Annotated in this window: 15 protein-coding genes; 10 read left to right on the top strand and 5 right to left on the bottom strand. The window is 71.0% G+C overall.

The window, feature by feature from the left end:
• Positions 1–191: 191 nt before the first annotated feature.
• Positions 192–1484 (bottom strand): aspartate aminotransferase family protein, encoded by a 1293-nt coding sequence (locus AB0M93_RS29485; protein WP_364278913.1) that lies wholly within the window; start codon positions 1482–1484, stop codon positions 192–194.
• Positions 1485–1603: 119 nt separating this feature from the next.
• On the opposite strand from AB0M93_RS29485, the gene serS reads away from it, so the two are divergent.
• Both serS and AB0M93_RS29495 read left to right on the top strand, forming a co-directional pair.
• Positions 1604–2866 (top strand): serine--tRNA ligase, encoded by a 1263-nt coding sequence (gene serS / locus AB0M93_RS29490; protein ID WP_364278916.1) that lies wholly within the window; start codon positions 1604–1606, stop codon positions 2864–2866.
• Positions 2867–2931: 65 nt separating this feature from the next.
• A complete protein-coding gene (locus AB0M93_RS29495; protein ID WP_364278919.1) occupies positions 2932–3933 on the top strand; it encodes a DUF3558 family protein in 1002 nt (333 codons plus the stop codon).
• Here the strand turns inward: AB0M93_RS29495 and lhgO are convergent.
• Positions 3930–5120, bottom strand: a complete 1191-nt coding sequence (lhgO, locus tag AB0M93_RS29500) for an L-2-hydroxyglutarate oxidase (RefSeq protein WP_364278921.1) — start codon at positions 5118–5120, stop codon at positions 3930–3932. The genes AB0M93_RS29495 and lhgO overlap by 4 nt on opposite strands.
• A gap of 116 nt (positions 5121–5236) precedes the next feature.
• On the bottom strand, positions 5237–8356 hold the full coding sequence (locus AB0M93_RS29505) for a BTAD domain-containing putative transcriptional regulator (RefSeq protein WP_364278924.1): 3120 nt from the start codon (positions 8354–8356) through the stop codon (positions 5237–5239).
• A 127-nt stretch (positions 8357–8483) separates the two neighbouring features.
• Between AB0M93_RS29505 and AB0M93_RS29510 the strand changes: the two genes are divergently transcribed.
• The 8 genes from AB0M93_RS29510 to AB0M93_RS29545 all read left to right on the top strand — a co-directional run bounded on the left by AB0M93_RS29510 (position 8484) and on the right by AB0M93_RS29545 (position 15945).
• Positions 8484–9617, top strand: coding sequence for a DegT/DnrJ/EryC1/StrS family aminotransferase (locus AB0M93_RS29510; RefSeq protein WP_364278927.1), 1134 nt, complete (start codon positions 8484–8486; stop codon positions 9615–9617).
• Between the two features lie 23 nt (positions 9618–9640).
• Positions 9641–10570, top strand: coding sequence for an NAD-dependent epimerase/dehydratase family protein (locus AB0M93_RS29515; RefSeq protein ID WP_364278930.1), 930 nt, complete (start codon positions 9641–9643; stop codon positions 10568–10570).
• 32 nt (positions 10571–10602) lie between these two features.
• Entirely contained in the window at positions 10603–11799 is a 1197-nt protein-coding gene (locus AB0M93_RS29520; protein ID WP_364278933.1) for a glycosyltransferase family 4 protein, read from the top strand.
• A complete protein-coding gene (locus AB0M93_RS29525; protein ID WP_364278935.1) occupies positions 11786–12415 on the top strand; it encodes an acyltransferase in 630 nt (209 codons plus the stop codon). The genes AB0M93_RS29520 and AB0M93_RS29525 overlap by 14 nt, the downstream gene beginning before the upstream one ends.
• Before the next feature lie 69 nt (positions 12416–12484).
• On the top strand, positions 12485–13048 hold the full coding sequence (locus AB0M93_RS29530) for a Uma2 family endonuclease (protein ID WP_364279538.1): 564 nt from the start codon (positions 12485–12487) through the stop codon (positions 13046–13048).
• A gap of 254 nt (positions 13049–13302) precedes the next feature.
• Positions 13303–13812 carry a SigE family RNA polymerase sigma factor gene (locus tag AB0M93_RS29535; protein WP_364278938.1) on the top strand — a complete coding sequence of 170 codons (510 nt, stop codon included), beginning with the start codon at positions 13303–13305 and terminating at the stop codon, positions 13810–13812.
• Complete coding sequence (locus AB0M93_RS29540; RefSeq protein ID WP_364278941.1) at positions 13809–14519, top strand: hypothetical protein; 711 nt, start codon at positions 13809–13811, stop codon at positions 14517–14519. The genes AB0M93_RS29535 and AB0M93_RS29540 overlap by 4 nt, the downstream gene beginning before the upstream one ends.
• An 85-nt stretch (positions 14520–14604) precedes the next feature.
• Positions 14605–15945, top strand: coding sequence for a M20/M25/M40 family metallo-hydrolase (locus AB0M93_RS29545; protein WP_364279541.1), 1341 nt, complete (start codon positions 14605–14607; stop codon positions 15943–15945).
• On the opposite strand, the gene AB0M93_RS29550 is transcribed toward AB0M93_RS29545, so the two are convergent.
• Positions 15942–16898, bottom strand: coding sequence for a Gfo/Idh/MocA family oxidoreductase (locus AB0M93_RS29550; protein ID WP_364278944.1), 957 nt, complete (start codon positions 16896–16898; stop codon positions 15942–15944). The genes AB0M93_RS29545 and AB0M93_RS29550 overlap by 4 nt on opposite strands.
• Positions 16895–18001, bottom strand: coding sequence for a DegT/DnrJ/EryC1/StrS family aminotransferase (locus AB0M93_RS29555; RefSeq protein WP_364278947.1), 1107 nt, complete (start codon positions 17999–18001; stop codon positions 16895–16897). Before AB0M93_RS29555 ends, AB0M93_RS29550 begins: the two co-directional genes overlap by 4 nt.
• Positions 18002–18087: the final 86 nt, after the last annotated feature.

Raw genomic sequence — 18087 nt, forward strand, 5'->3', positions numbered from 1 at the left:
GCCGCTGTCATCTCTCGTTTGGGAGGTGGGCCGCTGGGTGGTCATCCCGTCGCCTGATTGAGGCCTATCACTTTGAGCCGGGCCCGCAATCTTGCGCTGCTCTCTCGCGTTGCGCTGTGTGTTGCGGGCCCGGCTCAAAGTGATTTGACGGCCTCAGGCGACGGGATGACCACCCCGCTCCTTGGTTCGGGTCAGGTCAGGGCCTCGTGCGTTGCTGCCAGTGCGTCCACCAGGATTTGCAGGCCCTCCTGGGCTTCGTCCGCCGTCAACGTCATTGGGGGGCCCAGGCGCAGGACGTTGCCGTGGAGGCCGCCCTTGCCGATCAGCAATCCTCGCTTCTTCGTCTCCTCCAGCATGCGGGCCGCCGCGGCGACGAACGGCTCGGTCGTGCCCGGCTTGATCAGCTCCACTCCGATCATCAGGCCCTTGCCGCGTACCTCCGCCACCAACGGGGACTCGGCTGCTCGGAGGCCCGACAGCAGCTGGGCTCCGCGGGCCGCGCAGTTGGCCTGGAGGTCGTGGTCCTTGATGTAGTCCAGGACCGCCGTTGCGCCCGCCATCGAGACCGGGTTTCCGCCGAACGTCGAGAACGACTGGGCCTGGAAGCAGTCCAGGACGTCTCCGCGTGCGACCACGCCGCCGACCGCGAGGCCGTTCCCGAGGCCCTTCGCGAACGTCATCATGTCCGGTGTCACGCCGTGTGCCTCGATGCCCCAGAAGTGCTCGCCCGTTCGGCCCCAGCCCGTCTGGACCTCGTCCGAGATGAACAGGACTCCGTACGCGTCCAGGACCTCCTTCATAGCCCGGAACAGGCCGTCCGGGGGGAGGCTGAAGCCGCCCACCCCCTGGATCGGCTCGGCTATCAGGCACGCCACGTCGCCCGCCGTTGCCGTGTCCAGGACGTCCACCAGGTCCGCCACGCACGCGTCGATGTACGCCGCGTCCGACAGGTCGCGGAACGGGCTTCGGTACCGGTAACCGCCGTGGACGTAGTTGACCTTCACCGGGCTCAGGGCCGAGGCCGACCAGCCGCGGTTGCCCGTGATCGCGACCGTTGCGAACGACCGGCCGTGGTAGGAGTTCCGCATCGCCAGCACCTGGTTGCTGCGGCGGTACTGCGTTGCCAGCATCAACGCCGTGTCGTTGGCCTCGCTGCCCGAGTTCGTGAAGAACACCTTGGCGTCCGGAATTCCGGACAACGCAGCGATCCGCTCGGCCAGCTCGATCTGGGAGCGGATCAAATAGAGCGTCGAGGTGTGCAGGATGCCCGTGTCGAGCTGCTTGCGGACCGCGTCGCCGATCTCGGCGACGTCGTAGCCCATCGAGTTGGTCAGCACCCCCGCGAAGAAGTCCAGGTAGGTGCGGCCCTGGGCATCGGTCATCCGGCGGTCGTGCGCGTGCACGATCTCGATCGGCTCTTCGTAGAGCAGGGACATCCAGGACGGCATGACAGCGCGGTGCCGGGCGAGCAGCTCATCGGTCATCGGGGCGCCTCCTCCGTGGTTCCCTGGAGTATGAGGACGCCGTGAACAGCGCTTCAACGATCAGACTGTCGGGATAACCCAGTAGGGCCGCACAGTCTGTACGGACTACCCTCTGACCCGTGATTGACCCCAGGACTCTGCGCGATGACCCGGAAGCCGTGCGCGCGTCGCAGCGCGCCCGTGGCGAGGACGAGGGAGTGGTCGACAAGCTGCTCTCCCTCGACACCCGGCGCCGCTCTTCGATCGCGGCCGCGGACAAGCTGCGCAACGAGCAGAAGCTCCTGGGCAAGCAGATCCCGAAGGCGCCGCCGGAGGAGAAGCAGCAGCTGCTGGCCACCGCCAAGGAGCTCGCCGCGCAGGTCAAGGCGGCCGAAGTGGAGCAGAACACCGCGTCGGAGGAGTTCGACCAGCTGTTCCGCACCGTGCCGAACCTGGTCCACCCGGACGCGCCCATCGGCGGCGAGGACGACTTCGCCGTAGTCAAGCACGTCGGCGAGCCGACGAAGTTCGACTTCGCCCCGAAGGACCACCTCGAGCTGCTCGAAGCCCTCGGCGGCGTCGACATGGAACGCGGCGCGAAGGTCTCGGGCTCGCGGTTCTACTTCCTCACCGGCGTCGGCGCGCAGCTGCAGCTCGGCCTGCTCAACATGGCCATCGCGCAGGCGCTCGAGAACGGCTTCACGCCGATGATCACGCCGTCGCTGGTGCGCCCGGAGATCATGGCCGGCACCGGCTTCCTCGGCCAGCACTCGAGCGAGATCTACCACCTCGAGGACGACGACCTGTACCTCGTCGGCACGTCGGAGGTGCCGCTCGCCGGCTTCCACGCCGACGAGATCCTCGACCTGAACGACGGCCCGAACCGCTACGCGGGCTGGTCGTCCTGCTACCGGCGTGAGGCCGGCTCGTACGGCAAGGACACCCGCGGCATCATCCGCGTCCACCAGTTCGACAAGGTCGAGATGTTCGTCTACGCCAAGCCGGCCGACGCCGAGGCGGAGCACGAGCGGCTGCTGGGCTGGGAAGAGCAGATGCTCGCCAAGATCGAGGTGCCCTACCGGGTCATCGACACCGCGACCGGCGACCTCGGCACGTCCGCGCACCGCAAGTTCGACTGCGAGGCGTGGATCCCCACCCAGGAGACCTACCGCGAGCTGACCTCGACGTCCAACTGCACGACGTTCCAGGCCCGCCGGCTCTCCGTCCGCTACCGCGACGAGAACGGCAAGCCGCAGATCGCCGCGACGCTCAACGGCACCCTGGCCACCACCCGCTGGATCGTCGCGATCGTCGAGAACCACCAGCAGGAGGACGGCTCGGTCCGCGTGCCGGAGGCGCTCCGCCCGTTCGTCGGCGGCAAGGAAGTCCTCACGCCCCGCTGAATCGGGTGGATCCGCGGTGCTGCTCCGTTCGTCCCAGTAGTGTCCGGGCCGAACGGGAGGACCCCATGCGGATCAAGTGGCAGGTCGCGGCGGCACTGGCGGCCGCGACCGTGGTGACCGGCTGCACGGTGACCGTCGGCGGTTCGGCGTCGCCGGTGCCCGGCCAGGGCCCGATCGCCAAGGCCGTCGACGCCTGCACGCTCCTCGACCCGGCCCAGGTCGACGCGCTCGCCTATCAGCCGCAGGGCCGTTCGGTGCCGGAGAACAAGGAGCGGCTCCAGCCGCCGATGTGCCTCTGGAACTCGAAGGAGGACGTCGAGCCGTCGGCCGTCCTCAACGTCGGGGTCGCCTCCGGCATGGACTTCAACGAGTACATCTCCGGTGCCCTCAAGAAGTCCGAGCCGCAGGAGATCGGCGGCCTGACCTGGACGCAGTACGCCTCGATCCTGCCCGACGACTGCGTGTTCTACACCCTGCTCGGCGCCAAGTCGTTCGCCTACGTCAGCGTCTCGACGAGCAAGCTCGACAAGTCGTGCGAGCAGGCGAAGCTGGCCATCCCGCAGGTCGCGGCGCACCTGCCGGGCGGGCAGGACGCCCCGCCGGTGACGCCGACGACCTCGGCCAAGCCGGAGCCGGGCGGCCCGCTGCTGTCGGCGGACCCGTGCGCGATGCTGAAGCCGGAGCAGGTGGCCCTGCTCAAGGACATCTCGCCGAACGGCGAAAAGGACACCTCGTCCGTGGTGCCGAACGCGTCGTACTGCCTCTGGGACGACACCGACGGCGACGGCGGCCAGAAGGCGTTCGAGGTCTGGTTCGGCCCGAGCACGCCGGTCGGGGAGTGGCCGGGGGCGAAGGGCGTCAACCCGACCGAAACCGTCGACGTCGGCGGCAAGAAGTGGGGCATCTTCCCGAACATGGGCGGCCTGCGGGTCACCTGCGGCGCGACCCTGGCCATCACGGACACGTCGTCGGTGCAGGTGGTCAGCGGGTTCATCGGCGACGACACGAAGACCTGCGACGTCGTGAAGCAGGGCCTGCCGCTGGTGACCGCGAACCTGCCGGGCTAGCTCTCCGCCGACACCTGGTCCGCGATGTGGCGCGCGATCTCGAGCGCGCTCGTCGCGGCCGGCGACGGCGCGTTCAGGACGTGCACCTGGTCGCGCGCGGTCTCGATCAGGAAGTCGTCGACGAGCGAGCCGTCGCGGCGCATCGCCTGGGCGCGCACGCCGGAGCCGTGGCGGACGATGTCGTCGGCGGTGACGGCCGGGACGAGCCGCGCGAGGCTCGCGGCGAACCGCTTCTTCGAGAACGAGCGGCGGACCTCGTCGAGCCCGGTCGGGAGTGCGTACTTGCGCGCGAGCCGCCAAATCCCGGGGAAGGCCGCGACCTCGGCGACGTCCTTCGCGGAAAAGTCGCGCCAGCGGTAGCCCTCGCGGCGCAACGCGAGCACGGCGTTGGGGCCCGCGTGCACGCTGCCGTCGAGCATCCGCGTGAGGTGCACGCCGAGGAACGGCAGCGTCGGGTCCGGGACGGGGTAGATCAGGCCCTTGACCAGGTGCCGCCGGTCGGGCTTGAGCTCGTAGTACTCGCCGCGGAACGGCACGATCTTCGCCGACGGCGTCAGCCCGGCCAGCCGCGCGACGCGGTCGGAGTGCAGGCCGGCGCAGTTGACCAGCGCGTCGGCCTGGACGACGTCGTCGCCGGTGGCGACCTCGACCCCGCCGTTGCGTCCGGGCCGGATGGCCACCGCCGGCGAGTTCAGCCGGAGGTCGACGCCGGTCTCGTCGAGCAGCCGGACGAGCGTGTGGCAGACGGCCGGGAAGTCGATGATCCCGGTGGATTCGACGCGCAAGGCGGCGACGCAGGCGACCTCGGGCTCGTACTCGCGGGCCTCGGCGGGCGAGATCTGCTTGGCCGGGACGCCGTTGGCCTCGGCGCGTTCGGCGAGGGTGGTGAGGGCGGGGATCTCCCGCTCGTGGGTCGCGACGACGAGCTTCCCGCACACCTCGACGGGCACGCCGTATTGGCGCGCGAAGTCCACGATGGACCGGTTCCCGGCCACGGACATCCGGGCCTTGAAGGAGCCGGGCTTGTAGTAGAGCCCGGCGTGCACGACGTTCGAGTTGTGCCCGGTCTGGTGGGCCGCCCAGCGGGATTCCTTTTCCAGGACGGTGACGTCCAGCCCGCGCCTGGTCAGCTCCCAGGCCACGGCCAGACCGACGATCCCGCCCCCGACGACTACCACGTTACGCACGGTCGATCAGGCTACGCGAATGCGGCAGCGGGCGGCGCGGGGGCTGAACTGCGGGAACCGGTGCGATCAGGCCCCTGAGCTCGGCCGCGGCGGTCAGCCGGGCGCGTGGTCCGAGCCTACGTGTCCGAAGTTGTGGACACCTCTCCCTCGATTCCCTCGATCGAGTGCTCCAGTGCCTTCTGCGCGCTCATCTCCGAGCCCGTCCGGTAGGCCCGCTCGAACCCGTCGACGCCGAGTGATTCCACCAGCCGTCCCCGGACCGCCGTCACATCCGGGTCGCCGCTGATCGCCGTGCCCCGGACCGCGGCCGCCGCGCCCAGCAGCACCGCCGCCTGCTCCGGGCCGGCCACGTCCGCCAGGCCCTCCAGCGCGAACGCCACCACGTCACCCGCGTTCCACTGCCGTCCCACCCGCAACGCCTCGCGGTGCAACGCGGCGGCCGCCGCCGGACGGCCTTCCGCCAGTTCCAGCCGGCCCAGCGAGATCATGGCCGCGGCGCGGGCCGTCTCGGCCGCGAAGGAGCCGCCCGAGCACTCCGCCAGCGCGCGCTCGCAGAGTTCCCGGGCCGCCGCCAGGTCGCCGGAGAACCGCGACAGGTTCGCCAGCCCGAGGTACGCCGCGGCGCGGGACTCCGGCATGCCCGAGCGGCCGGCCGTCGCCGCCGCCAGCTCGTAGTCCGTGCGGGCGCCGGCCAGGTCGCCCGAGAGCAGCCGCGCCCAGGCCCGGCGGCAGATCAGGTCCGCGGCGTCGTCCGTCGCGCCGATCTCGTGCATCAGGGCGAGGGCCTCGTCCATCATCGGCAGCGCGGCCTCGTGCTCACCGCGCCACGTCAGCAGCTGCGACAGGTGGTCCAGGGCCATCGACAGGCCCCAGCGCTCGCCCAGGGCCCGGAACTGCGCCGCGCCCTCGCGCAGCCCCTCCTCGGCCCCGGCCAGGTCGCCCGACATCATCGAGCGCAGGCCCATCCCCATCGGCAGCAGCGCCCAGCTCCAGGCGTCGCCGGTGGCGAGCAGGCCTTCGCCGCGGCCGAGCAGCTCGTCGTCGTCGCCCGGCGGGCCCGTCACGACACCCAGCAGCATCACCAGCATCGGGCTCCGCGGTGCCCACGAACCGTCCGTCGCGTACCGCCGGACCAGCGGCAGGTACTGCTCCAGCGACTCGTGCGGCGGCCCCGCCAGCGCGCCGAGCACGCACACCAGGAACTCTTCGACGTACTCCTCGCGCAGCTCCGGCGGGCACCGCGAGACCACGGCCCGCGACAGCCCGGCGGCCTCGAACCGCCGCCCGCGCATCCACCAGTACATCGCCAGCAGCGGCACCAGCCGCAGCGCCAGCACGACGTCGTGCTCGGTCGACCAGCGCAGCGCGGCCAGGATGTTGTCGTAGTCGGCGTCGATCCGCGCCAGCCAAGTCAGCTGCTCCGCGGTCCGCAGCATCGGGTCCGCCTCTTCGGCGAACCGCAGGAAGTACTCGGCGTGCGCGCGGTGGAACGCCTCGGTCTCGCCCGCTTCGGCGAGCTTCTCGGCGCCGAACGCCCGGATCGTCTCCAGCATCCGGAACCGCGCGCCGGCGGCCTCGGCCAGGGACTTGTCGGCCAGCTCCGGCAGCAGGTCGACGTCCGCGCCGCACACCTCGGCGGCGGCCGCGGCGGTCGCGCCACCCGCGAACACGGTCAGCCGGCGGGCGAGTTCGCGTTCCTCGTCGCTCAGCAGGTCCCAGCTCCACTCGACGACGCCGCGCAGCGAGCGGTGCCGTGCCTCGGCCGTCCGGCTGCCGCGGGCCAGGAGCCGGAACCGGTCGTCGAGCCGCGCGGCGATCTCGCCGAGGTCCAGGGTCCGGACGCGGGCCGCGGCCAGCTCCAGGGCCAGCGGCAGGCCGTCGAGGGCGGCGCAGATGTGCTGGACGTCGCCGATCGTGGTGTCGTCGACCGCGAACGCCGGATCGCTCGCGGCCGCGCGGTCGGCGAACAGCCGGACGGCCGCGAACTCACGGGCCTGCGCGGCCGGCGTCCCCGGCGGCGGGACGGCCAGCCGCGGCACCGGCGCGAGCTGCTCGCCGGTGATCCCGAGCGGCTCCCGGCTGGTGGCCAGCACCCGCAGTCCCGGGCAGGCGGCGAGCAGCCGCGCGACCAGCCGGGCGGCCACGTCGACGACGTGCTCGCAGTTGTCGAGCACCAGGAGGGCCGAACGTTCGCGCAGCGCCGCGATCAGCCGTTCGGCCGGGTCCTGCGGGCCACCGCGCGAGCTCTCGCGCAGCCCGAGCGCGCTCAGCACCGCCTGGGCGACGCCGGCGCCGTCGTGCGGGGCGAGCTCGACGAACGCCACCGGGCCGGCCTGGGCCGCGGCCACTTCGACGGCCAGCCGGGTCTTGCCGGTGCCGCCCGGCCCGGTCAGCGTGACGAGCCGGCTGCGGTCCAGCAGCCCGGCGACCTGCCGCAGTTCGTCGCCGCGGCCGACGAAGCTGGTCAGCTGCGCGGGCAACGCCGGCAGCACCGGCTTCTCGCTCTCGCCGCGAAGCACGGCGAGGTGGGCTTCGGCGAGTTCCGGGCCGGGGTCGGCGCCCAGCTCGTCGGCCAGCGTGCGGCGGGCGTCCTCGAACGCGGCGAGCGCGTCGGCGGGCCGTCCCGCGGCGGCCAGCGCACGCACGAGCTGCGCCCGGGGCCGTTCCCGCAACGGGTGCGCGGCGACGGTCTCCCGGAGGCCGGCGAGGACGTCTTCGGCGTGGCCCAGCGGCAGCCGGGCCTCGACGTGGTCGTCCACCGCGTCGGCCCGCAGCTCCTCGAGCCGGGCCGCCTGCGCGGCGGCGAACGGCGCGTCCGCCAGGTCGCTGAACGCGGGCCCGCGCCACAGCTGCAGCGCTTCGCCCAGCACCGCCGCGGCTCGCGCGTGCTCGCCGTTCTTCAGAAGCGTGCGGCCTTCGCGCGCGAGACGTTCGAAGCAGTGAACGTCCACTTCGTCCGGAGCGACGGCCAGCCGGTACCCGGCCGCGGTGAACTCGACCGGCGCGAGCTCCTTCAGCGCCGTCCGCAGCCGTGACACCTGCGACTGCAGGGCGTTCGCCGCGCCTTCCGGCGGGTGTTCGCCGTACATCCCGTCGATCAGCCGCTCGGCGGGGACGAACCGCCCGGCCTCCAGCGCGAGCAGCGCCAGCAGCGTCCGCGACCGCGGGCCGCCCACCGCCACCTGCGTGCCGTCCGGGCGCCACGCGGCGACGGCCCCCAGCACCCCGAATCGCATGGACACCAGCCTAGGACGTCCCCGACCTGGGGGAAGCGTCCCTCCAAACGGGAGTTCGGCGTGGGCCTGTGAATCACCTGAGCGTGCGTCTATACACTTCGCCGGGTCCCCACGCAATGGGAGAGGTATGTCGTCAGACAGCATCGCCCTCGGTCAGCCGACCGTCGGTGAAGAGGAGCTCGCCGCCGTCGCCGAAGTCTTCCGGTCCGGCTGGCTCGCCGGTGCCGGCCCGGCGTGCCGGCGCTTCGAAGAACGGTTCGCCCAGGTCACCGGGACAGCGCACGCGCTGACGACGGCGAACTGCGGCTCGGCGCTCTTCCTCGGGCTCAAGGTCCTCGGCGTGCAGCCGGGCGACGAGGTGATCGTCGGCGACTACACCTTCCCCGCCACCGGCCACGCCGTCGTGCAGGCCGGCGCGAAACCGGTGTTCGCCGACATCCGCCCGGACGTCTTCAGCGCCGACCCGGCGCACGTGGAAGCCCTGGTGACGCCGAAGACGGTCGGCATCCTCGCCGTCGACGTCGCCGGCCAGCCCGGTGACTTCGACGAATACCGCGCGATCGCCGACAAGCACGGCCTCTGGCTCTTCGAGGACGCCGCCTGCGCCGCGGGCGCGACCTACAAGACGCGCCCGGCCGGCAGCCTCGCCGACCTCGCCGCGTTCTCCTTCCACGGCCGCAAGGGCATCACCGCGGGCGAAGGCGGCGCGCTGGTCTCCGACCGCGAGGACCTCATCGCGCACGCCCGCAAGCTGCACACCTACGGCATCGAGCCGGCGATCAGCCGCGAAGGCTCGAACGCCCTGCCGATCCCGGAGTTCCACGAGCTCGGCTACAACTTCCGGCTGTCGGACGTCCAGGCCGCGATCATGAACGTCCAGCTCGACCGCCTCCCGGACCTCCTCGCCGCCCGCCGCTCGGTCGCGAAGCGCTACCACGAGGCGTTCGCCGACGTCGAGGCGCTGACCGTGCCGGTGGAGCTGCCCGACCGCGAGCACCCGTGGCAGGCGTACCTGCTCACGGTGGCGCCCGAGGTCAGCCGCGACACGCTCGCCCTGCGCATCCGCGAACAGGGCGTCCAGTGCAACTTCGGCACCTACGCCTCGCACCTGCAGCCGATCTACGGGCCTCAGGCCCCGCTGCCCGTCTCCGCCGACGCGTTCGCGCGTCAGCTCGCCATCCCGATGCACGCCAACCTCACCGACGCGGAAGTCACCCGCGTCGCCGAGGTCGTGCGCGAAGCCGTGCAGTCCCTGTCCTGAAGCCGCCGACCGAGGAGAAATTGGTGTCCGACAAGAAGGTGCTCTTCACCGGGGGCGGTGGCTTCATCGCCGCGCACGTGATCCCGCTGCTGCTCGAGGGCGGCTACACGGTCCGGATCTTCGACAACATGACCCGCGGCGACCGCACGCGCGTCAACGAGTTCGTCGCCACCGGCAAGGTCGAGCTGGTCGAGAAGGACGTCCGCTACGGCGGCGCGGTGCGCGAGGCGATGCGCGGCTGCACGCACGTCATCCACTTCGCGACGGTGTCGATCAACAAGTCGATCGCCGACCCCCACGAGTCGATCGACATCAACATGATCGGCAACCACAACGTCTTCGCCGCGGCCGCCGACGAGGGCGTCGAGCGGCTGGTGTTCGCCTCGACGGCGTCGGTCTACGGCGACCCGAAGCGGCTGCCGATGCACGAGGACGACGAGCTGCGCCCGCTGACGCCGTACTGCATCTCGAAGCGCGCCGGCGAGGACCTGCTCGGCTTCTACGAGCGGCAGAAGGGCCTGTCCTGGAACGCGCTGCGGTTCTTCAACGTGTACGGCCCCGGCCAGAAGATCGAGGCGTACTACACGTCGGTCATCAACCACTTCATCCAGCGCCTGCGCAACGGCCAGCCGCCGATCATCGACGGCCGCGGCGACCAGTCGATGGACTTCGTGCACGTCACCGACCTCGCGCACGCCGTCGTCGCGGCGCTGGAGTCGGAGAAGGCGAACGTGCCGATCAACATCGGCACGGGCATCGACACGTCGATTGCGGCACTGGCCAAGATCCTCATCGAAGCCGTCGGCGTCGACGTCGAGCCGCTGTTCAACGAGCGTGACGTCCTGGTCTCGCGGCGCGCGGCCGACATCAGCCGGGCCCGTGACGTGCTGGGCTGGGAGCCGCGGATCACCGTCGAGGACGGCATGCGGGATCTGGTCAAGGAAACCGAGTGAACACCACCGCCGGGCCCGCCCAAGGACGTGCGATGCGCATCGCGGTGGTGAACAACTTCTTCCCGCCGCGGGTGGGCGGCAGCGCGCACATGGCGGCGTCGCTGGCTGCGCAGTTCGCCTCGGCCGGTCACGAGGTTCTCGCGATCACGGCGGCGTACGCCGACGCCCCGGCCGAGGAGGAGCGCGACGGCTACCGCGTCGTGCGGCTCCCGGCGGTGAAGATGCCGCAGATCGGCCTGTCGATCGACTTCGACATGAGCTTCGCGTCGCTGCGGCCGGGCAACTGGCGGCGGCTGTGGAAGCTGCTGGACGAGTTCAAGCCGGACGCGATCCACCTGCACGGCCAGTTCTTCGACCTGTCGTGGCTGGCCGGCATCTGGGCGCGGCGCCACGGCGTGCCGACACTGCTGACCATCCACACCCTGCTGATCAGCGACAACAAGCTGTACGGCAGCGTGTTCCGGCTGCTCGACGCGGTGCTCGTGCGGCCGATCCTCGCGTATATGAAGCCGCGGTACGTGATCCTCGACAAGCTGGGTGTCGACTACTGCGTCGACCGCTACGGCACCAGCGACGCGAACTCGGAGTACTTCCCGATCGCCGTCGACACCGGGCACTTCGCGAAGCCGGTGACGAAGGACGTCCGGGCGGAGCACGAGATCGGCGACGCGCCGCTGATCGTGTCGCTGGGGCACGTCATCCCGCTGCGCAACCGGCTGCCGCTGATCGAGGCCCTGCCGTCCATTTTGGACAAGCACCCGGCGACCCGGGTGGTCGTCGTCGGTCGCGTGTACCACGACGCGTTCCTGAAGCGGGCCGCCGAGCTGGGGGTTTCGGACGCGCTGGTCGTCACGGGCGCGGTCCCGAAGGAGGACGTCCCGGCGTACTTCGCGGCGGCGGACATCGTCACGCACGACCTCAACGGCGGCTGCGGCACAGCGTCCCTGGAGGCGATGCTGTCCGGCACGGCGACGATCGCGTCGGTCACCGAGGACAACTACCCGGGCATCGAGCTGCGCAACGGCGAGAACGTGCTGCTGGTGCGCCCCGACGACGCGGAAGCCGTGGCCCGCACGGTGATCGAGCTCCTCGACGACCCGGAGCGGCGGGCGTTGATCGCCCAGCGCGAGAGCGAGCTGGTGCGCTCGAACTTCGGGCTCGACGTCGTGGCGGAAGAGCACTTGAGGACGTTCGAGAAGCTGGTGTCGGAAGCCGATGTTCTTCGATGACGAGCGCAGCCACCGGCTGCGCCCGCAGATCCTGACCGAGCTCGTCTCGCAGTACATGAACGACGCCGAGCGAGCCGCTTTTTACGGCCTGCCCTCGACGTGCCGCGTGCGCGAGCGCGTGAAGATCATCAGTCCCGAGAACCTGAAGATGGGCGACCACTGCTGGGTGGGCGAAGGAGCCGCGCTGGACGCGAGCGGCGGCCTGGAGATCGGCGAGCACACCAGCATCGGCCTCAACACGCTGATCTTCACGCACTCGAGCTGGCTGGCGAACATGACGCTGCAGAACCATTCGGGCAGCGACCTGATCGAGCGCAAGCCGGTGAAGATCGGCAAGGGCTGCTTCATCGGCGGCCTGGTGGTGATCATGGCGGGCGTGACGATCGGCGACTTCGCCACGGTCCAGCCGAACTCGGTGGTGGCGAAGGACGTCCCCCCGCGAACGCTGGTCGCGGGGAATCCGGCCCGGGTGTTCCAGCGGTACGACGAGGAGTACATCCAGGCCGAAGCGGAGCGAGTACGCGCGGAGAACGCCCGGCGGCGGGAGATCGCGGAGTCACACGGGCAGGACACTTCGGGCTGGGGCGCCCCATCGGGCGACTACTCAGAGCAGTAGCGACCGGTCAGACTGACGTGCGAAGATGACGTCCAGTAACTGACGGTGAGGAGAAGGCGGTTGAGTGTCGTGGACTGGCCGCATCGCTTTCTGACCCTCGACGACTGGGCGGAACTCCCGGAGACGCCGGAGTTCCATGTCGAAGTGGTCGAAGGGGTTCTCGTCGTGTCGCCGCGTCCGTTGTTCGTCCACCAGCGTGCCGTGAACCGATTGACCTATTGGCTGGACGAAAAGTTGCCGGCCGGCTACAGCGCCTTGAACGAGGCGGAGATGGTCGTTGCCGACGTACCGCTCACCGTTCGGGTGCCTGACGTGATCGTGGTGGAAAACGCTGTAGTACAGGCACATACCGCACGCTGCCACGCCGCGGACGTCCGGCTGGCGGTCGAAGTGATCTCCGAGGGCAGCAGGCGCACCGACCGGGTCACGAAGTTCTCCGAGTACGCCGAGGCGGGCATCGAGCACTATTGGATTGTCGATCTTGCTCCGCCGGTGAGCATGGTTCGCTACCGCCTGAGCGAGGATGATTACGAAGACTTCGGCGAGCAGTCCGGCCGCGTGGAGGCCGAGTTCGCGGGTAAATCGCTCGAGTTCGACCTGAACGCTCTCACCCCGCACGCTGACGAGGTCTAGCGCGGCCGGCGGACTTTGGATGACGGCGGCACCGGCGCCGTACGCCGGCGCCGCCGTCGTGAAACCGCCCGATCCTCCCGGCGGTGAAGTCCTCCGCACGGACCCGCACGGCCCGCCCGCTGCACAATCTAGTCCTCAGTGACCCAGTGCGAGGTATCGGTTACGCAACGTTTCACCGCGCCCCGGCGGAAGAGCCGCGAAGCAACCTTCCGGCTCCCCGGCCGTCGCTGGGTGAGGACGAAGTGAGGTGACGCATGGCGCGTGGCGACGAGGAGTTCGCGGAGTTCGTCCGTGCGTCGTCGGCCCGGCTCACCCACGCCGCCTTCCTGCTCACCGGGGACCGCCACCAGGCGGAGGACGCCGCCCAGACCGCCTTCACGCGAACCTACGCCGCGTGGTCGCGGGTGCGGCACAAGGACGCCTACGGCTACGCCCGGACCGTCCTGGTCAACCACGTCATCGACGGCTGGCGGCGGCCGATCCGGGAGTACGCCGCCGAAGCCCTGCCCGAACAGCAGGACCGCCTCGACGTCGGCAAGGCCGTCACCCAGCGCGCGTGGCTCACCGCGGTCCTCAAGACGCTCACCGACCGCGAACGCGCCGTCGTCGTGCTGCGTCACTTCTTCGACCTGCCGGAAGCCGAGGTGGCCCAGGAGCTCGGCGTTTCCGTGGGTACCGTGAAGAGCACGAACTCACGGGCGCTGGCCAAGCTGCGGGTCGAGGCGGACCCGGAGGACACGCTGATCGGAGGGAGCGGGCGGTGAACGAGCTCGACGACTTCCGCGCCGCTCTCCGGCAGCCGCCCGAAGAGCCCTTCGCCGAACCCGACCTGGCCCGGATCATGGCGGACGGGACGCGCCTCCGGCGTCGCCGCCGCCTGCTGACCGGCACCGCCGGGGTCGCCGCCGCGGCCGCCGTCGTGCTCGTCGTGGTGTTCGCCATCCAGCTGCGGCAGCCCGCGCCCGCGCCGGTCGCGCAGCCGCCGTCGCCGCCGCCCGCCGTGTCCACGACGTCCCGCGTGCCGGCCGCCGAGCAGCCGATCGGGGACGTCGTCGGCACCGGGATCCGGACGCCGGCCGGGGAGCTCGTCTTCTACGCGCGGGCCGTCGACCTGCCGGAGCTGCCGGGCGTGCACTTCGGCCTGGTGGCCGGCCTCCGGTCCGGCACCTCGCTGCAGCCGCTGCTGGTGGCGAACGAGTTCCGCGGCTCCGACCGCTCGTTCGGCTTCCACGCGACCGACGGCGGGGAGACCCTGGACAGGCAGGTCATCCCGGTCTTCGGCTACTTCGCCGGCCCGGCGGCGAAGATCACGACCACGGTGCACGGCCGGACCGTCGAGGCGCGCCTGGCCAGGTGGACCGCGGACCCGAGCGTGGTCATCTTCTGGTTCGACGCCGGCGACGTGCCCAACTCCGCCGTCCTGACGCCCCTGATCGCTTACGACGCCGACGGCAAGCGGCTCACCAAGTAGGCGGTACCCGGCCACGCGAAGCGGGCGTAAGAACCCAACCGTGACCTCTCGACGAGCGTTCCTCACCGCCACGGCCGCGCTCGGGATGACGGCCGCCGTCCCGGCCGGCGCCGCCGAACTCGGCGACCGCGGGCCCGGCGGCCCGGTCCGCCCCCAGCGCCCGGACGCCGAGCTGCGGGCGTTGCTCCGCCAGGTCGACGAACGGCGGATCGAAGCGACCGTGCGGCGGCTGGCCGCGTTCGGCACCCGGCACACGCTGTCCGCCCAGGACGACCCGGCCCGCGGCATCGGCGCCGCGCGCGACTGGCTCTTCGCGCAGTTCCAGCAGGTCGCGGCGGCTTCCGGGGGACGGCTGAGCGTCGCGCTGCAGTCGTACGTCCAGCCGCCCGCCGACCGGATCCCGGTGCCGACGACGATCACCAACGTCGTCGCGACGCTGCGCGGGTCCACCGATCCCGGCCGCGTGTACGTCGTTTCGGGGCACTACGACTCGCGCCGCAGCGACGTCATGGACTTCACCGGGGACGCGCCGGGCGCGGACGACGACGCTTCGGGCGTCGCGGTTTCCCTGGAACTGGCCCGGGTGCTCTCGACGCGGCAGCCGGCCGCCACGATCGTCTTCGCGGCCGTCGCCGGGGAAGAACAGGGCCTCTACGGCTCGCGGTTCATGGCGCAGCAGTTCAAGGCGGCCGGCACCGACGTCGAGGCGATGTTCACCAACGACATCGTCGGCTCGAGCCGCGCCGACGACGGCACCCGCGACCCGTTCACGATCCGGCTGTTCGCCGAAGGCGTCCCGACGGCCGAAACCCCGGCCGAGGCGAACCTGCGCCGCAGCATCGGCGGCGAGAACGACTCCCCGCCGCGGCAGCTGGCGAGATTCGTGAAGTCGGTCGCCGAGAACGACGTCACCGGCATGACGGTCCGGGTGATCTACCGCCGCGACCGCTACCTGCGCGGCGGCGACCACATCGGCTTCCTGGAGCAGGGCTACCCGGCGGCGCGGTTCACCGAGCCGAACGAGGACTTCGCCCACCAGCACCAGGACGTCCGGGTCGAAAACGGCGTCCAGTACGGCGACCTGCCGGAGTTCTGCGACTTCCCGTTCATCGCCCGGGTCGCGCGGGTGAACGGCGCGGCGCTGTGGTCGCTCGCCACGGCGCCCGGCACGCCGAAGGGCGTGAAGATCCGCACGGCGGCCCTGACGAACGACTCCGAGCTGCTCTGGGACGCCACGCCGGGCGCCACGAGCTACGAGGTCGTCTGGCGCGAGACGACCGCCCCGGACTGGACGCACGCGATCGACGTCGGCCCGGCGCTGACGGCGAAGATCGACCTGTCGAAGGACAACGTCTTCTTCGGCGTCCGCGCGGTGGGCCCCGGTGGACGCCGGAGCCCCGCCGCGTTCCCGGCGCCGGTGAGCTAGGCCGCGGCCTGCGTCAGGACCTGCTCGACGACGTGGTGCGACGGCAGGATCAGGTCGCGCTCGGTGTCGGCGTCGATCTTGCCTTCGAGGAGGTCGCAGAAGCGGTCCAGCTGGGTGGCGAGCGGCTCCCGGGCCGTGACGAGCTCCGGGATCTCGATGACCGTCTGCTGCCGGTAGCCCAGGCCGTCCGGGGTGACCGAGTCGTGCGAGACGTGCCGGTAGATCGTGACGTCCCGGCGCAGCAGGTCGATCTCGATCAGCCGGTCGAGCTCCGACACCATCAGCGACCGGACCTTCCGCTGCCCCAGCCGCGAAGCCGAAACCGTGGCCAGGCCGGTCTCGAACGACAGGACCGTCTCGATGGTGTCCTCGGCGCCCTCGGCCGACGACGGGTGGAAGTAGCCCGCGCCGGACGCCACGCGCGACGGCGTTGCGCCGCCGAAGAACTGGATCGCCAGGTCGACGTCGTGCACCAGCAGGTCCCACGCGACGCCGGTCTTGATCCGCGGCGCGTACGGGCCGTGGCGGCGGGCCATCAGGTGGATCGGCTCCTGCACCAGCGCCCGCGCGGTCATGACCGCGGGGTTGTAGCGCTCCAGCAGCCCGCACATCAGCGGGATGTCGTTCTTCGCCGACAGCGCGACGATTTCCTGGGACTTCTCGAAGCTGTTGCAGACCGGCTTCTCGACCAGCATCGGCTTGCCCTGGCGGAAGATCTCCTGCGCCAGGTCGTAGTGCACCTCGGTGGCCGACGCGAGCACGACGGCGTCCACATCGGACAGTTCGCCGATCTCCGGTGTCCACCGGGTTTCGTACCGCTCGGCGACGGCCTTGCCCGCTTCCTCGCGCGGATCGATCACGCGGACCAGGTCGACGCGCTCGTTCCCGGCGAGCACGCGGGCGTGGAGGGAACCCATGTTCCCGGTACCGACAAGAGCGATCCGATGCGTCATGCGCCCAGTACCTCGCGAACGGTTTCGATGATGGTGTCCAGGTCGGACTCGGTCAGGTGCGGGTGCACCGGCAGCGACAGCGCCTGCTCCGAGACGGCGCGGGCCACCGGGAAGTCCTCGACGCGCGCGCCCGGGATCAGGTCGTGACCCGCGTAGCAGTCGTAGTCGAAGACGATCTTGGGGTAGTAGATGCCGTTGCCGATGCCGCGCTCGGTCAGCGCCGCGGCGAGCTCGTCGCGCGAAAGGAACGCGTGCGGCCCGACCAGCACCGTGTACTGGTGCCACACGTGCTCGCGGCCCGGCAGCACCTTCGGCACCTCGAGGCCCGGCGTGCCCGCGAGGCCCTCCGAGAGGCGCTTCGCGTTCGCCTGGCGGGCGGCGGTCAGCTGGTCGAGCTTCGCCAGCTGCGGGATGCCGACGGCGGCGTGCAGGTCGGTCATCCGGTAGTTGTGCCCGGCGACCTCGTACTGGTAGCGGGCGCGCATGCCCTGGTTGCGCAGCACGCGCAGCTTGTCGGCCAGCGCGTCGTCGTCCGTGGTGATGACGCCGCCCTCGGCGGTGGTGATGTTCTTCGTCGCGTACAGCGAGAAGCAGCCGATGCCGAACGAGCCGGCCTGCTTGCCCTCGAACGACGCGCCGACGGCCTGCGCCGAGTCCTCGATCACCTGCAGGCCGCGCTCGGCGGCGAGGGGAGCGAGCTTGCCCATGTCCGCGGTCTGGCCGTAGAGGTGCACCGGCATGAGCACCTTCGTGCGGTCTGTAACGGCCTTGGCCACGGCGTCCGGGTCGATCGCGAAGTCGTCGCGCCGGATGTCGGCGAAGCGGACGGTCGCGCCGGCCTCGAGGATCGCGTTCAGCGTCGCCACGAAGGTGAACGGCGAGGTGATGACCTCGTCGCCGGGCTTCAGGTCCAGCACCTGCAGGGCCGCGACCAGCGCGGTGGTCCCGTTGTTGACCGCGATCGCGTGCTTGGTCCCGGAGACCGCCGCGAAGGCGTCTTCGAAGCGCTTGACCATCGGTCCCTGTGCGATGGCGCCGGAACGCAGCACCTCGACGACGAGGTCCTCCGCGTCGCGGACGTCGACCACAGTGATGGGGATCATGGGCAGTCTCTCTCGGCAGGCGATTTCGGTGCGTCCGGTACAGTGAGCCGCCGGTTCTGCGCCCGGCCGCCCTGCAGCAACGCGGG

The sequence above is a fragment of the Amycolatopsis sp. NPDC051102 genome, from assembly GCF_040682815.1.
In the GTDB taxonomy this organism is placed as follows: domain Bacteria; phylum Actinomycetota; class Actinomycetes; order Mycobacteriales; family Pseudonocardiaceae; genus Amycolatopsis.